The sequence below is a fragment of the Kribbella sp. NPDC051952 genome (assembly GCF_040680855.1).
GTDB lineage: Bacteria > Actinomycetota > Actinomycetes > Propionibacteriales > Kribbellaceae > Kribbella.
This window is the reverse complement of sequence record NZ_JBFAXQ010000013.1, coordinates 1-17,340: the sequence shown is the minus strand read 5'-3', so window position 1 is coordinate 17,340 and position 17,340 is coordinate 1. Positions and strand designations below refer to the sequence as shown.

The 17,340-nt window shown below is 69.5% G+C and carries 17 protein-coding genes and 1 pseudogene; 5 read left to right on the top strand and 13 right to left on the bottom strand.

Annotated elements, in window-relative coordinates:
- Window positions 1-144: 144 nt before the first annotated feature.
- Together AB0L70_RS23490 and AB0L70_RS23485 are read right to left on the bottom strand one after the other, a co-directional pair.
- A complete protein-coding gene (locus AB0L70_RS23490) occupies window positions 145-1,089 on the bottom strand; it encodes a glycoside hydrolase family 6 protein (protein WP_363687476.1) in 945 nt (314 codons plus the stop codon).
- 64 nt (window positions 1,090-1,153) lie between these two features.
- The gene (locus AB0L70_RS23485) at window positions 1,154-1,588 is read right to left on the bottom strand and encodes a ribonuclease domain-containing protein (RefSeq protein ID WP_363687474.1); all 435 of its coding nucleotides are present in this window, start codon (window positions 1,586-1,588) and stop codon (window positions 1,154-1,156) included.
- Between the two features lie 216 nt (window positions 1,589-1,804).
- Here AB0L70_RS23485 and AB0L70_RS23480 point away from each other — a divergent pair, with 216 nt between their 5' ends.
- The 5 genes from AB0L70_RS23480 (at window position 1,805) to AB0L70_RS23460 (ending at window position 4,810) form a co-directional block, all read left to right on the top strand.
- Complete coding sequence (locus AB0L70_RS23480) at window positions 1,805-2,737, top strand: GNAT family N-acetyltransferase (protein WP_363687472.1); 933 nt, start codon at window positions 1,805-1,807, stop codon at window positions 2,735-2,737.
- A 134-nt stretch (window positions 2,738-2,871) separates the two neighbouring features.
- Window positions 2,872-3,330 carry a hypothetical protein gene (locus AB0L70_RS23475; RefSeq protein ID WP_363687470.1) on the top strand — a complete coding sequence of 153 codons (459 nt, stop codon included), beginning with the start codon at window positions 2,872-2,874 and terminating at the stop codon, window positions 3,328-3,330.
- 18 nt (window positions 3,331-3,348) lie between these two features.
- Window positions 3,349-4,044 carry a Crp/Fnr family transcriptional regulator gene (locus tag AB0L70_RS23470; protein ID WP_363687468.1) on the top strand — a complete coding sequence of 232 codons (696 nt, stop codon included), beginning with the start codon at window positions 3,349-3,351 and terminating at the stop codon, window positions 4,042-4,044.
- A complete protein-coding gene (locus AB0L70_RS23465) occupies window positions 3,953-4,312 on the top strand; it encodes an alcohol dehydrogenase catalytic domain-containing protein (RefSeq protein WP_363687466.1) in 360 nt (119 codons plus the stop codon). The genes AB0L70_RS23470 and AB0L70_RS23465 overlap by 92 nt, the downstream gene beginning before the upstream one ends.
- An 84-nt stretch (window positions 4,313-4,396) precedes the next feature.
- Window positions 4,397-4,810, top strand: a complete 414-nt coding sequence (locus AB0L70_RS23460) for a zinc-binding dehydrogenase (RefSeq protein WP_363687464.1) — start codon at window positions 4,397-4,399, stop codon at window positions 4,808-4,810.
- Between the two features lie 4 nt (window positions 4,811-4,814).
- Here the strand turns inward: AB0L70_RS23460 and AB0L70_RS23455 are convergent, their stop codons facing one another.
- The 11 genes and pseudogenes from AB0L70_RS23455 to AB0L70_RS23405 form a co-directional block, all read right to left on the bottom strand.
- A complete protein-coding gene (locus AB0L70_RS23455; protein ID WP_363687462.1) occupies window positions 4,815-5,537 on the bottom strand; it encodes an FHA domain-containing protein in 723 nt (240 codons plus the stop codon).
- Window positions 5,534-6,811 (bottom strand): VWA domain-containing protein, encoded by a 1,278-nt coding sequence (locus AB0L70_RS23450; RefSeq protein WP_363687460.1) that lies wholly within the window; start codon window positions 6,809-6,811, stop codon window positions 5,534-5,536. The genes AB0L70_RS23455 and AB0L70_RS23450 overlap by 4 nt, the downstream gene beginning before the upstream one ends.
- A 13-nt stretch (window positions 6,812-6,824) precedes the next feature.
- Window positions 6,825-7,892, bottom strand: coding sequence for a PP2C family serine/threonine-protein phosphatase (locus tag AB0L70_RS23445; protein ID WP_363687458.1), 1,068 nt, complete (start codon window positions 7,890-7,892; stop codon window positions 6,825-6,827).
- Window positions 7,877-10,156, bottom strand: coding sequence for a tetratricopeptide repeat protein (locus AB0L70_RS23440; protein WP_363687456.1), 2,280 nt, complete (start codon window positions 10,154-10,156; stop codon window positions 7,877-7,879). The genes AB0L70_RS23445 and AB0L70_RS23440 overlap by 16 nt, the downstream gene beginning before the upstream one ends.
- Window positions 10,153-11,277: a hypothetical protein gene (locus tag AB0L70_RS23435; protein WP_363687454.1), complete on the bottom strand. Its 1,125-nt coding sequence runs from the start codon at window positions 11,275-11,277 to the stop codon at window positions 10,153-10,155. Before AB0L70_RS23435 ends, AB0L70_RS23440 begins: the two co-directional genes overlap by 4 nt.
- The gene (locus AB0L70_RS23430) at window positions 11,274-12,260 is read right to left on the bottom strand and encodes a glutamate ABC transporter substrate-binding protein (protein ID WP_363687452.1); all 987 of its coding nucleotides are present in this window, start codon (window positions 12,258-12,260) and stop codon (window positions 11,274-11,276) included. The genes AB0L70_RS23435 and AB0L70_RS23430 overlap by 4 nt, the downstream gene beginning before the upstream one ends.
- Window positions 12,257-13,579: a hypothetical protein gene (locus AB0L70_RS23425; protein WP_363687450.1), complete on the bottom strand. Its 1,323-nt coding sequence runs from the start codon at window positions 13,577-13,579 to the stop codon at window positions 12,257-12,259. The genes AB0L70_RS23430 and AB0L70_RS23425 overlap by 4 nt, the downstream gene beginning before the upstream one ends.
- On the bottom strand, window positions 13,576-14,982 hold the full coding sequence (locus tag AB0L70_RS23420; RefSeq protein WP_363687448.1) for an AAA family ATPase: 1,407 nt from the start codon (window positions 14,980-14,982) through the stop codon (window positions 13,576-13,578). Before AB0L70_RS23420 ends, AB0L70_RS23425 begins: the two co-directional genes overlap by 4 nt.
- The gene (locus tag AB0L70_RS23415; RefSeq protein WP_363687446.1) at window positions 14,979-15,560 is read right to left on the bottom strand and encodes a hypothetical protein; all 582 of its coding nucleotides are present in this window, start codon (window positions 15,558-15,560) and stop codon (window positions 14,979-14,981) included. The genes AB0L70_RS23420 and AB0L70_RS23415 overlap by 4 nt, the downstream gene beginning before the upstream one ends.
- A gap of 29 nt (window positions 15,561-15,589) precedes the next feature.
- Window positions 15,590-16,858, bottom strand: a complete 1,269-nt coding sequence (locus AB0L70_RS23410) for a toxic anion resistance protein (protein ID WP_363687443.1) — start codon at window positions 16,856-16,858, stop codon at window positions 15,590-15,592.
- Window positions 16,859-17,028: 170 nt separating this feature from the next.
- A pseudogene (locus AB0L70_RS23405) lies at window positions 17,029-17,244 on the bottom strand (thymidylate synthase); the annotation flags it as partial.
- Window positions 17,245-17,340 lie beyond the last annotated feature (96 nt).

Below are 17,340 nucleotides of genomic sequence, written 5' to 3'. Positions count from 1 at the left end.
CAACAGGCTGTCGCCGCGAAGCGGTGTCCTTTACGCGCCAGTTAACTCATCCCCAGTCCACCCGCCGAGTGGAGCTGGTTGTGACACGTCCCCGCGGCGCCGCCGGAGGTGGCCAACACGTCTGTCGCCGCAGAGCGGTGTGCTTTAGGTGCCGGCTATTAGGTGGTGGGCCAGGATGGGGGAGAAGGTTCGGGTGGGGAGGGTGGGGGTTAGGCCGCACGGGCCGTCGGATTCGCCTGGGGGTTTTAGCCAGAGGGTGAGGTCGGTGGGGGCTGTGCCCGCCGCCATGGGTGGGCCTAGTTTGCGACCAGGGGGATTGCAGGACGAACCGTTCGAGCCGTTGCCGTTGCGGCTGGTGTCGATCACGTAGTGGAGTCCGCCGCCGAGCGCGGTCAGGATGTCGGTGGCCCGCGCCGTCGACTCCGCGGTCGTGTAGTAGTTCGCGGTGTTGAGCGCGAACCCACGGATCTTCCCGACATCAGCGAGCCGCAGCCGCCGCGCGATCTCCGGCGCATCACCCGACATCGCGTTTCCCGCGTCCAGATACGCCCATGTATTCGGGTTCTTCACCGCGAACACCCCGACTGCGTACTTAAGCAGAGCGATCCGCCCCGTCCACTCCGTCTCCGGGAAGCAGTCCAGCCGCGCCAGCGCGTCCGGCTCGATCACCACGACGGCCGGCCGGCTCCCGATCCCGGCTGAGACGCCCGCGATCCACGTCCGGTACGCCGTGTCCGTCGAGGCACCGCCTCCGAGACCGCACTGCCGGCCCGGGAGGTTGTCCGTCACCAGCACCGGCAACTTGTCCGCCTTGTCCGCAGCAGTCGTGTACGACGCAACCGCAGCCTTCACGTCCCCACTCCACGCACCGAACCAGCGCGCCGACGCCTGCGAGGCGATCTTGGCCGCCAGTTCGGTGTCCTCCGGATGCCGTCGTACGTAGGCTGCGGCGGCCGAGCCGGGATCGACGTAGAAGCCGCTGGTCAGCTTCAACGGATCTCCGGTTGCGACGGCCAGCCCGGATGTGGGCTGGCCGCCGATCAGTCCGAGGGTGAGCAGGACAAGAGCCACGCGCAACGTCGACCTCATCGCGAATGCATCCTTCCGATCAAGAATGGTCACTCAACGTGTCGCCGACGTTACCGTGTGATGCTCAACTGTCCTCGTCGACCTCACAGAACGATGCGTAGTGGTCGCCGGTGTAGTAGACGTGCACCGGTGTGGTCAGGGCGCCGCCACCGATCAGCCGGCGGGCGCCGCGGTCGGGCGATCCGGGCGTCTTCACGGTGTACTCGTGGTAGTAACTGCTGGACTCCGCAGGCAGGATGCCCTCCCGGTTCTGGAAGACGGTCCCGTCCTGGCTGTACGGGAACGGCCCGCCGGAGTGGATCAGGTCGAGCGTGTCGGAAGCCTGCGAAGGCAACGAGCTGAGCGCACACGTCGGCAGCGCAGCAGCAGAAATGTCAGGCGCAGCAGCGGAAATGGTGGGCGAGGCAACGGAGAGGTCGGGCGACGCGGGTACGGCGTACGCCGTGGAGCCCAGGGTGGTCGCGGTGGCGAAGGTGAGGGCGGCGATGAGGGTTCTCATGCCGAGGAGGCTGCCCGCGCAAATCAACGCTCGTACATCCCAGGTGTGAATAACAACTGGACTGTGACCCTGACCGCGTCCTAAGGTTTCGCCCGGCGAGAGAGTTTCTGGAGCGGAAGGAGCGGCCGATGAACGCACTGACATGTGTCCCGGCGCGACTCACCCGCTCGCCCAACTCGCACTGAGCGGAGCGTTGCGCCTCCTGTTGGAGGATTCGTGAACATCCGCACCACCGTCGAGGCAGACCTCGACACCATTCATTCCCTGATCGAGAACAAGTCGGTCAACACCGTCACGCGTGAGCGCTTCGACGAGTACATGGCGGCCGGTTACTACCGGCACGACTGGAACTGGGTCGTCGAGGAAGACGGTGCGATCCAGGCGCTGGCCATCTGGTGGGGGATGCCCGAGGACGGGCACCCGTTCAGCATCGACGGCCTGTACTTCGTCGGCGACGGTGATCCCGTCCCGGCCTGGACCGCGCTGATCGAGCACACGCTGAAGACCCGGCCGGCCGACGCCGAACCGTCGGAGTACCACTTCTTCTTGGACAGTGACTGGCAGGACGACGCCGAAGCGGTCGCCGCGATCGAGGTCCGCAGCCGGGCCGCCGCGGCGGTCGGGCTGACCGAGATCACCGACCGGCTGCGGTACGACTGGAAGCCCGAGAACGGGCTCCCGGCCCGGTCCACCCGGCTGCGGTTCGAGCCGGCCGACGACGAGGCGTTCGTCGATGTGTTCATGCGGGTCGCCGAGAACAGCCTGGACGCCGGCACCGCGCGGGAGATCGCGCGGCTCGGTGCCGAGGGCGCGGCCCGCTTCGAGCTCGAGCTGTACAAATCGATGCCGGGCGAGCGGGACTGGTGGCGTCTCGCGTACGACGCCGACGGGAAACTGATCGGGTTCGAGATGCCGTCGGCGAACGCCGGTGGGCTGACGGTCGGGTACCTCGGTGTTCTGCCGGAACACCGTGGCCACCGCTACATCGACGAGCTGCTGGCCGAGATCACGCACTTCCTGGCCGAGAAGGGTGCTGAGCGGATCACCGCCGACACCGACTTCGGCAACGTGCCGATGGCGAGGAGCTTCGAGCGCGGGGGATATCGGAACTTCGCGGTCCGACGGGTGCTGTCCTTCCCGGAGAGCTGAGCCCGTCCCCTCGGCGTACTCGAATGAGTGCGCCGAGGGGCAGACGGCGGGCGCTCAGAGTCCTATGCTCCCTGACATGTCAGACAGCTCCGGGGGGAGCTCAGTAGGTTTCGGGGGTCGGGGGAGGCACGGCGATGCGTGACATCGCGCTGATCCTGCATGTCGTGGCGGGTGTGCTCGCGGTGGTGTTCGGCCCGCTGGCGATCGTCCTCACGCTGCGGCGGCACGGCTTGAACTGGGCCGGCGAGGTCTATCACTGGACCATCGCGTTGGTCTGCCTGAGCGCCCTCGTGATGGTGCCGTACGACTGGGGCGGGCTGTGGTTCTTCTGGCCGATCACCATCGCGGCGTACCTGTTCGTCTACCTCGGCCAGCGCGCCGCCGAGACCCCCGGCGGCCTCTGGTACCGCGGGGTGCTGCGCGGGTACGGCGGCGGCTGGATCGCCCTGTGGACAGCGATAGCCGTCGTCAGCCTCCCGCACCAACCGTGGGCGTGGGCCGTCCCGATCGTGGTCGGCTCGGCCGCGATCGAATGGATGTGCTTCAACCCCGCACAGAGCTGGACCCACGAGAACGCCCACCCCGCTGGCTAGTCGCGTGACAATGGTCAGGTGACCAGTCACTTCGAGCACTTCCTGGATCAGCTCCCGGCGGCCGACGCCGACCGCGGCCGAAGGCTGTTCCGGCCGGCCCTGGTCGAGCGCGGCGAGCTGCTGGTCCGGGCCGGTGACCGGCCGGAGCGGGTCGGGTTCGTCGAGCGCGGGCTCTTCCGGCTGTACCAGACCGACGCGGCCGGGACCGAGCGCACGCTCGCGTTCCGCGCCGAGGGCGAGCTGGTCTGCGCCTACAGCGCCGCGCTCCGCCACGAGCCGTCCCGGCTGACGATCGAGGCGCTCGAGCCTGCCGAGCTGATGATCGCGCCGCGTTCGACGTACGACGCCTTGGTCCGGGCGAGCCTGGGCTGGCAGGCTCTCGTGGCCCGGCTGACCGAGGCACTCTATCTGCGGGTCGAGCAACGGCAGACCGAGCTGCTGCTCGCCGACGCGACCGAGCGGTACCGGCTGTTCCTCGCCACGCACGAGCACGTCGCCGGCCGGCTCACGCAGCGCCACATCGCGTCGTACGTCGGCATCACACCGGAGGCCCTCAGCCGGATCCGGCGGCGATTGATCTCGATCAACGACGACGGCCACGCCGCTGCCTACCGTCGAGAGCATGACGACGACGATGCGCGCGATGGCAACAGACCAGGTCGGTCCCGGCGCACGGCTGCGGCCGCACAACCTGCCGATAAAGGCACCCGCTGACGGCGAGGTCCTGATCAGGGTGATGGCCGCGGCGGTCAACCCCGCCGACCTCGGCATGGTGGCCGGCAACTACCGCTGGTACGACGAACTTCGGCTGCCGCTCGTACCTGGGTACGACGTGGCCGGCGTGGTCGAGGGCGGGGACCTGCCGACCTGCACGGCCGTGATCGCCAGCACCGGTCACTCACGGACCCAGGTCGGTGGCTTCGCCGAGTACGTGACGCTGCCCGTGGCACAGGTTGCCACCGCCCCGGCGAACCTGGACTGAACCGAGGCAGCGACGCTGCCGCTCGCCGGACTGACCGCCCACCAGGCACTGGAACTCCTCGACCTCGCGCCGGGGCAGACCCTGATGGTCAACAGTGCTCGGGGTGCGGTCGGCCGCTTCGCTGCCGAGCTGGCTGTCTCGCGCGGCATCACGGTCCTCACCGAGCCCGACGAGGGCTCGGCGGACGCCGCCCTCGACGTGGTCGGCGGCCCGCGGGCACGCGCGGCCTTCGCGGCGGTACGCGACGAGGGAAGCTACGTGACCACCGTGCCGGAGTTCTGGGTGCCGGGTGGTCAGTTCACGGCGGACCGGGGCATCGAGCCGGTGATCGTCCGTGCCGAACCCGACGGTCGCGTCCTGCACGGTCTCGCGCGGGCCGCGGAGGCCGGGCACCTGACCGCGACGGTCGCGAAGACGCTGGCGCTGACAGCCGCAGCCGAGGCCCTCGACCTGCTGCAGGTCGGAGGCGTCGGCGGCAAACTCGTCCTGGTCCCGTGACCGGTCAGGCCTGGCCGGCCTGCTCTTCTGGGGTGGACTTGCGTACGACGAGACGGGTCCAGGCGCCGACGTAGACCCGGTCGTCGGGGTTCAGCTCCTGGCGTTGGCCCGGGACGATCGGGTCCTCGGGGAGCGGGCCGGCCGCGGACGCGACGTACGTACCGTTGGAGGACTGAAGGTCTTCGACCCACCAGCGCTGGCCATCGGTGGTGAGCTGGGCCTGACGGCGGCTCACGCCGGTGTCGTCACCGCAGTCGACCTCGGGGGAGATGCCGCGGCTGCGCGACGGGCGGCCGATCAGCACGCTCTTCTCGGTCAGCGGGATCACCGCGGGCAGGCCCGGTGACGGACATGGGTCGTCACTCTGCTGTACGGCGTACCAGTCCGGGTCGACCCAGCGTTCGACGACCCACTCGGCGACCTCCCGTGGTGCAGGCGGCATGGGAGACGCGGGCGCGCCGGCCGCCGGGAGGTCCAGGGACGACGCCGGACGCGGCATGGTGCCGGTGGTGAAGTCGTAGCCGCAGTTCTCACAGAACAGCGCGTCTGCCGCGGCCGCGTCCGAGCAGTTCGGACAGGTCTGCGTGGCCGGGCCGGGCGCCGCAACAGCCGGTGCAGGTACGGCGGCCGCCGCCGGAGTGGCCGCAGCACCGATCGGCAGGCCGCAGACGTCGCAGTAGTCAGTCGAGACGGACGGGTGTCCGCTCGGACAAGTGACTGTGCTCATTTCTTCACCCGAGTGGTCTTGGTGGAGGCCGTGTCGAGCGCCATCTCGTCGGCTTTCTCGACCGTCCGCTTCAGTCGCACCGTACCCGTGTCCTGGTCGTCGATGTCGACGACCTTGCGCAGCCGGGTGGTCGCTTCCTCGTTGCCGGTCTGGGCGGCGAGCTGCACCGCGCGGCCGAGCTTCGTGGTGGCGGTGGCGGTGTCACCGGCGGCCTTCGCAGCCAGGCCTTCCTGGATCGCATCGGCCAGCTCGGTCTGGCCGGTGTAGTGCGCGACCTCCGGGCTGATCCGCGTGGTCAGCGCCTCGTCGGCAGACCACAGCGCCTTGACCAGGCCCTGCGCGACGACCTCGGAGCCGATGCCCAGCTGGACCCGTGCGGCGAGCTGCTCCTGCCCGACGCCCTTCGCGGCCAACCGGATCGCCACGTGGTAGTCGCGGGACTCGTCACCCCACGAACCGGTCGGGTACGAGCCGGTCAGCGGATTGATCGCCGTACGCCGTGAGGTCAGGTCCTCGACCGTGGGGGCGACCTGCCGGACGAACAGCACCTCGGCACCCTGCGGCGCCCAGACCCGGAGGTCGGCCTCGGCGACACCGCGGCTCATCGCGTTCTGGATCAGCTTGGAGAACTCGGCGGCCAGCTGGTCAGGCGCCGGGATGATGTCGACCGTGCCGAGGAGCGCCTGCGCGATCCGCCGTACCTCGTCGACCTGCCAGGCCACGCCGACACCGCGGGTGTCGCACTGGAACTGGCCGGTGACGGCCTTGATGGTCTCGGTCAGTACCTCGGGCGTCTCGTGCTGGTTCTCGCCGTCGGTGAGCAGGATCGCGTGCTTCTGGGTCAGCGACGGGACGGTCGCGAACACGCGAGAAGCGAGTCGCAGCCAGGTGCCCATCGCGGTTCCACCGTCGGCGTAGAAGCGCGACACCGCGTCCTTGGCCGCCTGCCGGGTGAACTGGTCCATCTTCACCATCACCGGCTCCGGCGACGGCGGGAACGCCAGCTGGGCGCGGTCGTTACCGGAGATCACCGCGAACCAGACGCCGTCGAGGATCTGGTCGAGCGCGGTCTGTGCGGCGTACGCGGCGGCCTGGACACCCTCGCGGCCCATCGAGCCGGAGGTGTCGACGATGATGATCTCGCCGGCGTCACCGCTGCCGGACTGACCGGCCGCACCGGCGCCCTTGCAGGTCACGGTGACGATGGCGTGCACATCGGTTCCGCCGTCGGGCAGGAACTCGTTCTGGTAAACGGTGGCGGCGAACTCGGCCATGTGCAGTGCCTTTCTATACGCGCGCAAGCGCGACGGTGATGTTGTCCTGGCCACCCTGGGCATTGGCCCAGTCGACCAGGGCGGACGCGGTGGGCAGCGGTTCGCCACCGTGCGCCGCAGCGGTCTGACGTACGAGGTCGGCCAGTGGTGCCGCCTCCGAGCAGTAGTTCCACAGTCCGTCCGAACACACCACGACCCAACCCGGTCCGGTCACCGGGATTGTCGTCGTACGCGGGGTGTGGTCCGGAGCGTCCTTGCCGAGCCAGCGGGTGATCGCGTGCGCGTGCGGACCGGACTCCGCCTCTTCCCGCGAGACACCGGTCGCAATGAGCTCCGCGGCCCACGAGTCGTCCACTGTCAGCGCCATAGCCTCGGCGTCGTCCGGGAACCAGTACGCGCGACTGTCTCCGACGTTGCCCGCGACCAGCAGACCGTCCTCCAGGACCGCCGCCACGAACGTGCACGACGCCGGATTGGGACTGTCCGGACTCGTGTTGTCCAGTACGGCGTCATTTGCCGCGTCGGCCGCGGCCTTGAGCCGGGCCACGATCGCAGCGTTGTGCGACTCCGCCGTACCCATGCCCTGGGCATGCCCGGCCACCAGCACCTCGAGTGCGGCGCGGGCAGCGGCCAGGCTGGCGACATCCGAGTCGAGGGACGAGCTGACACCGTCACAGACGACCAGGAGAGCCCGGCTGCCCGGCTCGGCGGTCGCAGCGATCGCCATCGCGTCCTCGTTGCGGCTGTGCCGGATACCGCGGTCACAGACACCGGCCACCCAGGGAGCAGGCTGCTCGTCGAAGTGGTCGCGTGGTTTGGCCGCCTTGGTGCCGCACGTCTCGCAGTAACCCTCGGCGCCGATCACGCCTCCGCAGGACCGGCACGGGCCGACCACTGCCTCCGCGGCGGGCGCGGTGATCTCGACCGTGGGCTCGGTGTCGGTGTCCAAAGCCGGTGTGGTGGGCGAGGTGCCGGGGTTGAGCTCGGCGCCACACGCCTCGCAGAACCGGTCGGCGTCGGACACCGGCCCGCCACAGCTGGGGCAGACCGTCTGGGTCGTACTCGTCATCGCAACGTCCATCCTCGAACCTCGTTGGCCAGGTCGACCAGGGCGATCCGCTCCGGCCGGCTGCCGGCCTGGTCGGCCAGCTGCCGGTAGGTGGCCTCAAGCCCGTCCCGGAGTTGGGGCTCGGTGGCCGCCCGGCCGTCGATCCGCAGTCCTGCCTGCGGACCGGACTGCTGGACCTCTGCCAGTGCGGTCCGGAACACATCCGCGGCCAAGTTGGCCCGGTCGACCGGGTCGATGGTCAGCGACTCGATGCTGTCCATCGCCTGGGCGAGCGCGGGAAGGCCACGGCCCGATCCTGCCAGCAGTCCGGCTCGCTGGCGACGGGCCCGGACGTACGAGCCGCTGGTTCGTGGCACCAGGTCGAGGGCCGCGAGCGCTCCGTCGAGGTCCTGGCGCTTGGTGCGGATCGTCGCCAACCCGAAGGCGGACGGTGCGATGTAGTTGGCATCCGTCCGGGCGCAGGTCTGGTAGAGGCCCTCGGCAACGTCGTACTCACCGCTCTGCTCACAGGCGATCGCCAGCGCGAGCTTCGGGCCCAGCTCGCCCGGCACCTGGCCGTAGACGGCGTTGAAGGCGGACTGGGCCGCCGCCGCATCGCCACGGGCCAGCGCGACCAGACCGGCCATCCAGACCGCCCGCCACTCCCAGGGGTCGGCAGCCAGCAGATCGGCGACCGCGGTGTCGACCATGTCATAGCGGGTCGGGCCGACCTCGAGAGCAGCCTCGGCGATCTCCAGCAGGATCTGCGCGGACGACTCCGGCGCGTCGACGAGCAACTCCAGCCGCTTGGCAGGGTCCGGAACGCTGACCGTCTTCAGCCAGCCGGCCATCTTGTCGCCGTCGTCGGTGATCAGCGACGGCAGCTGCTGCCACGGGGACGCAGCCTCACCGAGGCCCATCGCCTTGTCACCCGGCGTGCCGAACAGCAAGGACGACGCGGAGTGCTGAGCTGCCTTCACACCCTGCTTGTCCGCGACGATCTCACGCAGTACGCCGAGCAGCTGCACGCGGAACTCGTCCGCGGACTGGAACCGGTCCGCCGGGTCCTTGGCGCAGGCCTTGAGCAGCAGGCGATACACCGAGTCGTACTTCTGGAACAGCGGCACCTCGCTCACCGGCGGCAGCGAATCGACGTACCGGCCCTGGTAGCCGCGGAACTCCATCGCCAGCACGCACAGCGTCCGGCCGAGGGTGTAGATGTCCGAGGCGATCGACGGGCCGACCTCGGCGACCTCGGGGGCCTGGAAGCCGACCGTGCCGTAGATCGCGGAGTCGAGGTCATCGATCCGGCGGACACCGCCGAGGTCGATCAACTTGACCGCGTCGCCGACCTGGATGATGTTGTCCGGCTTGAAGTCGCAGTACACCAGGCCGAGGTCGTGCAGGTACGAGAACGCCGGCAGGATCTCCAGGAGGTAAGCGATCGCCTGGTCGATCGGCAGGGCGTCGTACTGGCCGTGGTTGGCCGACATCCGTTGCTTGAGCAACGTCTTAAGCGAGGTGCCGCCGACGTACTCCATCACGATGTAGCCGGCACCCTCGTGGGTGACGAAGTTGTAGATCTCGACGATCAGCGGGTGCTCGACCCGGGCCAGGAACTGCTGCTCGGCGATCGCGGCCGCGACGGCGTCGGGATCCTCGGAGTTGAGCAGGCCCTTCAGCACGACCCAGCGGTCGGAGACGTTCTTGTCCTGAGCCATGTAGATCCAGCCGAAGCCACCGTGGGCCAGGCAGCCGCGCACCTCGTACTGGCCGCCGACCAGGTCGCCCGCCTTGAGCTTGGGCGAGAACGAGAACCTGTTCCGGCAATGCGGGCAGAATCCCTCGGTCCGGCCGGGCTGGCCGTCGCGGGACCGGCCGACCGGGTTGCCGCAGTTCGGGCAGTTCCGGCGGTCCTCGGGGACCTGCGGGTTGGCCAGGATCGCTTTGCTCGCGTCGATCGCGGGGATCGACGGTACGTGCGTCAGCCCGGCACCGAGGCGCGCTCCGCGCAACCGGGTGGACGACGTACCGAGCTTGCGGGTCAGCTTGGAACCCGCCTGCGCGGCCCGGGCGGACCCGAGTGGCGTCGAGGCGAGCCGGTTGGACGCGCGCGAAACGGTTGACGGCGTACTGATCGGGTCGGGCGCGTGCTCCGGAGCGGCCACGTCGGGAGCACCCGCGACCGCGGACGGGCTGACCGCGCCCGCCGGTGCGGGGGAGCCGCAGACGTCGCAGTACCCATCCATGATCGTGCCCGTGCAGCCGGGCTGCGTGCAGGCGGTGGTCGTGCTCATTGGGTCCCTCCTGTGCTCTCCAGGTAGGCCTGGTACGCCGTGACGAGGGCGCCGAGCCTGGTCAGGTCGGTCGGCTCGGCCGCGATCACGGCGTGCCCGCGCCGGTACAGCTCCGCGAGATCTTCGTTGCCGGGGGCAACACTGCCCGCCTTCACCTGGTACGCGTCCAGGCGGGCGGCCAGCTCGTCGCGCCGTTCGAGGGCCGCGCCGTACGCCGTCTGGGCCTGACTCAGCGCCCGTCGTACGGCGTCCAGCCGGCCTAGATACTTCTCCAGCTCGGCCGGGGTGTTCGGCACCGGCCCGAGCGCGGTCACATCGGGTACGGCGAGTCGTGGTGCCGGCCTGACCGCCGCAACGGCCTTGTCGGCGAGGGCACGCACCGCGATGCCCTGCGCCTCGAGGTCACCGCGCAGGGATCGGGCGCGAGCGACATCGGCCGCGCGCTCCTTGCGGGTCGCGGCTCCGACGATCAGGTCGCGCTCGGTCCGGGCCGCATCGATCTCGAGTGGGCCGATCAGCCCACCGATGTCCGCGCCACGTTTGTTGCGGTCGGCAAGATCCGTCACCCGGCGATCGAGGTCGTGATGCTCGGCGAGTGCCGCGTTGCGAACGGCGGCCGGCTCGAGCTTGACCAGGTCACTGATCCGCTCGACCTGGGCCCGGAGCTGCCGAAGGTGCGCGGCGCGGTCCGCGTCGCCCGGCTCCAGCGCCAGCTTGGCGCGCAGGCTGGACGCCAGCGCGTCCGACAACTTGCACGCCTCGGGCAACGAAACCGCGAGCGACCCGCCGGCGCCGTCGGCGTCCAGCCCGCCCCAGATCAGCGTGGAGATCCGCTCGGTCTCCTTGACCCCGACCCGGCCGGAGTCCCACGTCACCAGGATCAGCTCGTACCGATCCGACACGGCCTTCCAGACCGCCATGCTCAGGATGACGTCCGCACTCAACGCGTCCGAGTCCGGCGCGTGCAAGGCAGCCTGATCCAGCTCGTCGAGCTCGGCCTTCCGCCGATCCCGCCACGTGCCCAACGCATCCAGGAACGAGAGCAGCTCCGTCGCCGGAACACTGCTCCCGATCCTCCCCGGCGGCGCAGGCGCGCTCGCGGTCGGCGTCCGTACCGTCATTGCGCCCGGCCGTAAACCGCCGACGGCGGGGACGACAACTTGCCCAGGTCAGGGGCGAGCCACTTGTTGTAGGAGGTCATCCAGGTCCCGTCGGTCTTGATCTGCTCGAGCACCTGGTTGACGAACTGCACGAACTCGGGGTGCTTCTTCGAGATGCCCAGACCGTACGGCTCGTCGCTGAACCGCTGCGGCAGGACCTTGGCGTAAGGGTCCTGGGCGGCGTCGCCGGCCAGGACGGTGTCGTCACCGCTGATCCCGTACGCCTTGCCCTGCTGGAACAACACCAGGCAACCGGTATCGGTGTCGGCGGTGATCGGGACGACCTGCGGGTTCTGCTTCTTCAGGTTGTCGAGGCTGGTCGAACCGGCCGGTGCACAGACGGTCTTGCCGTTCAGGTCCTCGACCTTGGTGGCCGTCGAGTCGAGCGGGACAAGCGTCTTCTGGCCCGACCGGTAGTACTCGGCGGAGAAGGCGATCGTCTTCCAGCGGTCACAGTTGATGGTCATGTTGCGGGCGACGATGTCGACCGGTTTCGCCGAGTCCAGCGAGGGGATCCGCTGCGGGCTGGAGATGACCCGCAGTTCGACCGCGTGCGGCTTGCCCGGCGCCGGCTTGCCGAAGATCGCGTCCGCCACCGCGTTGATCATGTCGATGTCGAAGCCCTCGATCTGACCGGTGATCGGGTTGCGCGATCCGAGGTGCAGGCTGTCCGCCGAGACACCGGCGATCAGCCGGCCGCGGGCCTTGATGGTCGCCATGAAGGTGCCCGCCGGCATCACGTTGGGCTGGGGCATCGTGCCTTCGGGTGCGTACGACGCCAGTGGGTTGCCGCAGTTCACTGGGGCGGCCGGGGCTGCGGGGGTGGGTTGCTTCGGCTGGACCTTCGGCGGGACCTGGGTTGCCTCGTAGTTCCCGGAGCCGCAAGCCGTGGCCGTGAGCAGGATCGCGAGCGACGCTGCGACCGGTGCGAGTAGCTTCTTCATCGGTACTCCTCCAGTCGCTGCGACATACCCCAGGCGACCAGCAGCGCGGCGGCGATCCCGATCGGCAGACCGAGCCAGCTGATCGGGGGCAGACCGTTGCGGGCGTCGTCGAGTGAGCTGGTGACCTTCGCGCTGGTCGTGCCGAGCAGGTCGGCCGAGCTGCGGTCGAACGCGTTGAACGCCTCGAGCGAGTTCGCCGATTGCGTCCCGCCGATGGCCAGGTCGACGGCTCCGTCCCAGTCACCGCCGGCGTCCTTCGACCGGACGACCTTGTGGACCTCCTGGTAGTCCTGCCACTGCGCGGACAGCGGGGCGCCGATCCCGGAGATCTTGCGCAGTTGCTCGTCGACCGTCGCCGCCGACTCTGTGTACGCCGTCTCGAAGGCGTCGCCGGAACCGCGGGCGATCAGGGTGAGGCTCTCGTTGGACCTGGCGTCGTACGCCGCGATCCTGGCGCGCGACAGCGCCAGCGTCTGGTCGTACGCACCCGACCGGGTGTCGCCGGCGGAACCAGACGCGGCGGCGAGCGAGACCCAGCCGACGATGGTGGTCAGCAGGACCAGTGCGGCGCCCGCGGCGATGGGGATGTTGAGGTAGCGGTGGGTGCGGCGGGCCAGCCAGCGGAGGGTGAGGATCAGGATCACCAGTGTGAGCAGGCCGCCGAACACCACCCAGTACGTGCCGTGGCCGGCACCGTCGAACTCGGTGTTGACCCGGGACTCGTTGGCCTGGACCAGCGCCTGGACGAGGGGGAGCGAGTCGTCCTGCAGTACGGCGTTCGCGTCGCGTAGGTACTGCGATCCGATCGGGAGGCCTTGCCGGTTGTTGGCGCGGGCCTGCTCGATCAGGCCCTGATACGTGATCAGGGTCTGGTTGAGTGCACCCAGCGCGTTCTGGTCGGCGGGCTGGGCTGCGGAGGCCACACTGATCAGGGCGGCCGCGTTGGCGATCGAGTCGACGAAGTGCTGGCGCTGGTCGGGTGGCTCGAGGCCGCCGACCAGGAACGCGTTGGTGGCGTCGGCGTTCGCGCTGACCAGGCTGGTGTGGATCTGCTGGATCCGGACCAGTTGGGCGGCGTTGGCCTCGGCGCGTTCGAGGGCTCCCTCGGACTGACGGAAGCCCTGGGCGGCGGCCAGGCCGAAGACGACGCTCATCACGGCGGCCAGGATGAGGATGGCGCGCATGCGGCCCGGCGTACCTTCGAACCACCGGGCGATCGCGCCGCGTCGGCCCGGCGCAGCGGCCGGAGCCTGCCAGGTGCTGGGTTGCTGGGCCGGTGGCGACCAGGTCGCGGGCGGCGCACTCTGGGTTTGGGTCACGCCTCTTCTCCTTGCTCGGACTGGTCTTCTTCCGGCCCAATAGTCAGCTCGGAAGCCGGTTCGCTGGTGTCAGCTGCCGGCTCGGGGTCGGGGTCGGGTTCGTCGGTGAGGTCCTCGGCGAGGATCTGACGCAGTTGGTCTGTGGTCGGTGCCGTGACGTCACGCAGCCGCCAGGCGTGCCGGCCGATCGCGGCCTCCAGCACGTTGCGGGCGAACCGCCCGTTGCCGAACGAGCGATCCCGCGGCGTCCCGGCCAGGATCTCCCGGAACTTCTCCAGCGCATCGGGAATGAGCTCGTAGTCGGCCGCTTCCGACAGCCCGGTGAGGATGTCGGTCAGCTCGTCGTCGCTGTAGTCGTCGAACCCGATCGTGGTCCGGAACCGGCTGGCCAGACCCGGGTTCGCGGCGATGAACACCGCCATCGGCTCGGGATATCCGGCCACGATCACGACCAGGTCGTCGCGCCGGTCCTCCATCTCCTTGACCAGGGTGTCGACCGCTTCACGCCCGTACTGGTCCGCGCCGTTGTCACCGGAGGTGAGGCTGTAGGCCTCGTCGATGAACAGCACCCCGCCCGCCGCGGACGCGACCACCTCGGCGGTCTTCGTCGCGGTCTGGCCGAGATACCCGGCGACCAGCTCGGAGCGGTCGACCTCGACCAGTTGGCCCTTCGACAGCAGCCCGAGGGCCTTGTAGATCCCGCTCACCAGCCGCGCGACGGTCGTCTTCCCGGTGCCCGGATTCCCCACGAACACCAGGTGCCGCGTGATCGTCGGGCTCTTCAACCCGGCCTCGGTCCGCAGCTTCTCCACCCGCAGTACGGCGACCTGCCGGTGAACTTCCCGCTTCACCCGCTCCAGCCCGGTCAGCTCGTCAAGCTCCGCCAGCAACTCTTCCACGGTCTTGGCCGGCTCGGCCTCAGGCTCCGGAGCCGCCTCAGCCGGCTCGATGGACCTGGCCGCCTCGACCGGTTGCGGAGTCGACCCAACCTGTAGCGGTCGTGCCCCGGCGGCTTGTAGCTGAGCCGCCGCAGCGACCGACGCGTTGCCGACGACTCGCATGGTCGGCTCCCCCAGCGTGCACGCTGCGGACGCGATCTCCGCAAGGGCTTCGGCGTACGCGACCTTCTCGCTCGAGCCGTCCGCGATCAGCTCGCTCAGCAGCGCCGTGGGCGAGCCTCGCCAGCGACGACCCCGTACGGCGGCATCGAAGAAGTCCTGTGTCGTCGCACCCTCGAAGGCCTTGCCCCAGTCGGCCGAGGCACCGGGCGCCGACTCCGCCAGCGCGGCGGCCAGCGACAGCGCCTCCGTCCTCGCCTTGTCCTCCGCGACACCGGCACGCGCGGCGACGACCAGCAGCTCGGACAGTGCCTGCTGCAAAGAGGTTCCCCCCGCGCCGCTCATGTCCCTCCCCGTCCAGGTGGTGGTGCCAGTGGTCCCGCCGATCCGGTGTCCGGTGGCGGGGTCGACTGCGTCGGGCCGAGGGCCAGGCCTCCGCCGGTCGAGCCGGTGCCGAACTTCTCCTGCAGGAACCGGCCATGAGCGATCAGCGCCGCGGCGTCGGCCCGGTTCACCGCGTCGAACACCTTGTCCATCGTCGCGGCCAAGAGGTCCAACTGGTCGATCAGGATCATCAGCGACGTCTTGCCCCGGTCCACCGGCCGCGTGTCGGCCCACTGCCGCGGCAGCCGCAGGTACCCGCCGATCGCCTCCGGCAGATAGTCCGTCGCCGTCGCCATCACGGAGTATGCCTGCGCACTCCCACCGAGATTGCCGAGTCGCGGGATCGTCTCCCGGACGACCCGGACCACCCGGCCGACCCGGGACGCGACCACCGCCGGTACGGCGCCTTGGGCAACCAACTGCTCGACCCGGACCAGCGCGGCGAGCAGATCGTCGTTCGTGGGCGCGCTGGGGACCGGCACGGGCTCGGGCTCCGCCTTGCGGCCCGTCAGCCGCGCGAAGAAGTCACCGAGCGCCATGCAGTTCCCGTCCCCCAGTCAGTGTGGTTTCAGCGACCCAGGTCGAGGTCGAGGCTGCCGTGGACGACCCGCTGGTCCTGCTGGGCGACCCGGTCCAGGTAGCTGCGGGACTTGGTCACCTCGGACTCCAGCGTGCCGATCGTGGCGGCCATGTTGTCCAGCGCCTCGACCTTGAACGTGTCGATCGCGTCCATCGTCGCGTAGATGTTCGCGAACGCGGCCTGCAGCTGCGGCAGCCCGATCGTCGCCGATGCGGCCTGCTGCTGGATCGCGACCGAGTTGTCCCGCAGCATCTGCGAGGTGCGCTCGATCATCCCGCTGGTGGTCGTGTTCAGTGCGGTGATCTGGTCCAGCACGAGCTTCTGGTTACCCAGGGCCTGCGCGACGATGACCGCCGTACGCAAGGCCGAGACCGTGGTGGTCGACGCGCGGTCGACGCCCTTGATCAGCTCGATGTTGTTCTTGATCACGATGTCGATGGCCAGGTAGTTCTGGATCGACACGGCCAGCTGGGTGAGCAGGTCCTGGTGCTTCTGCCGGACGTAGAACAGCACGTCCTCGCGGAACGCCTTCGCCTTGTCCGGATTGGTCGCGTCCAGCTCGGCGATCGCCGCGGACAAGCGGGCGTCCAGCCGCTCGGCGACGTACACGTACTGGTTCAGCCGGCCCATCGCGTCCCAGAGGTTCTGCTTCTCCAGGTTCAGCGCGGCGTTGTCCTTGCCGAGCTCGTCCTGGCCGTTGCGCAGCGAGTGCAGGATGCCTTCGAGGTGGCTCTGCGCGCTCTGGTACTTGCGGAAGTAGTCCTCGATCTTGTCCCCGAACGGGATCATCCCGAGCAGCTTCTTCGGCCCGGACGCTTCCTTCGGGTCCAGGTCCTCGACCGTACGGCGAAGCTCGAGCAGCGTCTTGCCGACGGTCGACCCCTCGGACAGTCCGCCCTCCTGCAGCGCCCGGACCGGTGCCTTGAGGAGCCGGTTCGAGCTGTCCGCGGCGGCGCGGATGTCGACATCGCCCATACTGCGGACGTCACTGGCCTTGGCCGCGAACTCCGGCGAGCGCGGCTCGGCCGTCATCAACCCGGACAGGAAGGCGTCGACCTTCTGGTCGAGCCCCGGCAGCGCGGCCGGATCGACCGCCGGCGCCAGGCTCGGGGCGGCCGTCTCGGCGACAGCCTGTGATGGTGGCGGCGCGGTCAGTATCAGACCGGGTGCGGTGGCCGTCGGCGGCTGCAACGGCGCCATCGCCGGCTGCGCCGCGGCGGCACCCTGGGCGCCTGCTGTGTTGTCTGCTTCGGTCATCGTCGTTCCCCTCCGGTGGCCTCTGCGAGCCGTCCCCTGAACCTGCCCGTGAATCCGCTCAGGCCGCCCGCGCGCTGTCACCTCCGTGACGCGCACACAATCTACGCGGTTCCAGGTCTTCCTGGCTGCCTCGTTGCGTACTCGTTGTTACCTGCTGCGGAAGCGAGACGTCAGACCGCGATCGGGGCCTTGATACCGGGGTGCGGGTCGTAGCCGAGCAGTTCGACGTCGGCGATCTCGTAGGAGTCGATGGAGTCGCGCTCGGCCAGTTTCAAGGTCGGTAGCGGGCGGGACTCGCGGGTGAGTTGGAGGCGGGCCTGGTCCAGGTGGTTCAGGTACAGGTGGGCGTCGCCGAGCGTGTGGACGAAGTCACCGACCTCGAGTCCGGTCGGAAGGGAACGACGCGCTACGCAGCCGGATGCTGTCCGGGCTGGCGTTCACCGAGTTCGTCGGAGCTCCCGGCGTCGAGGCGCAGCAGCACG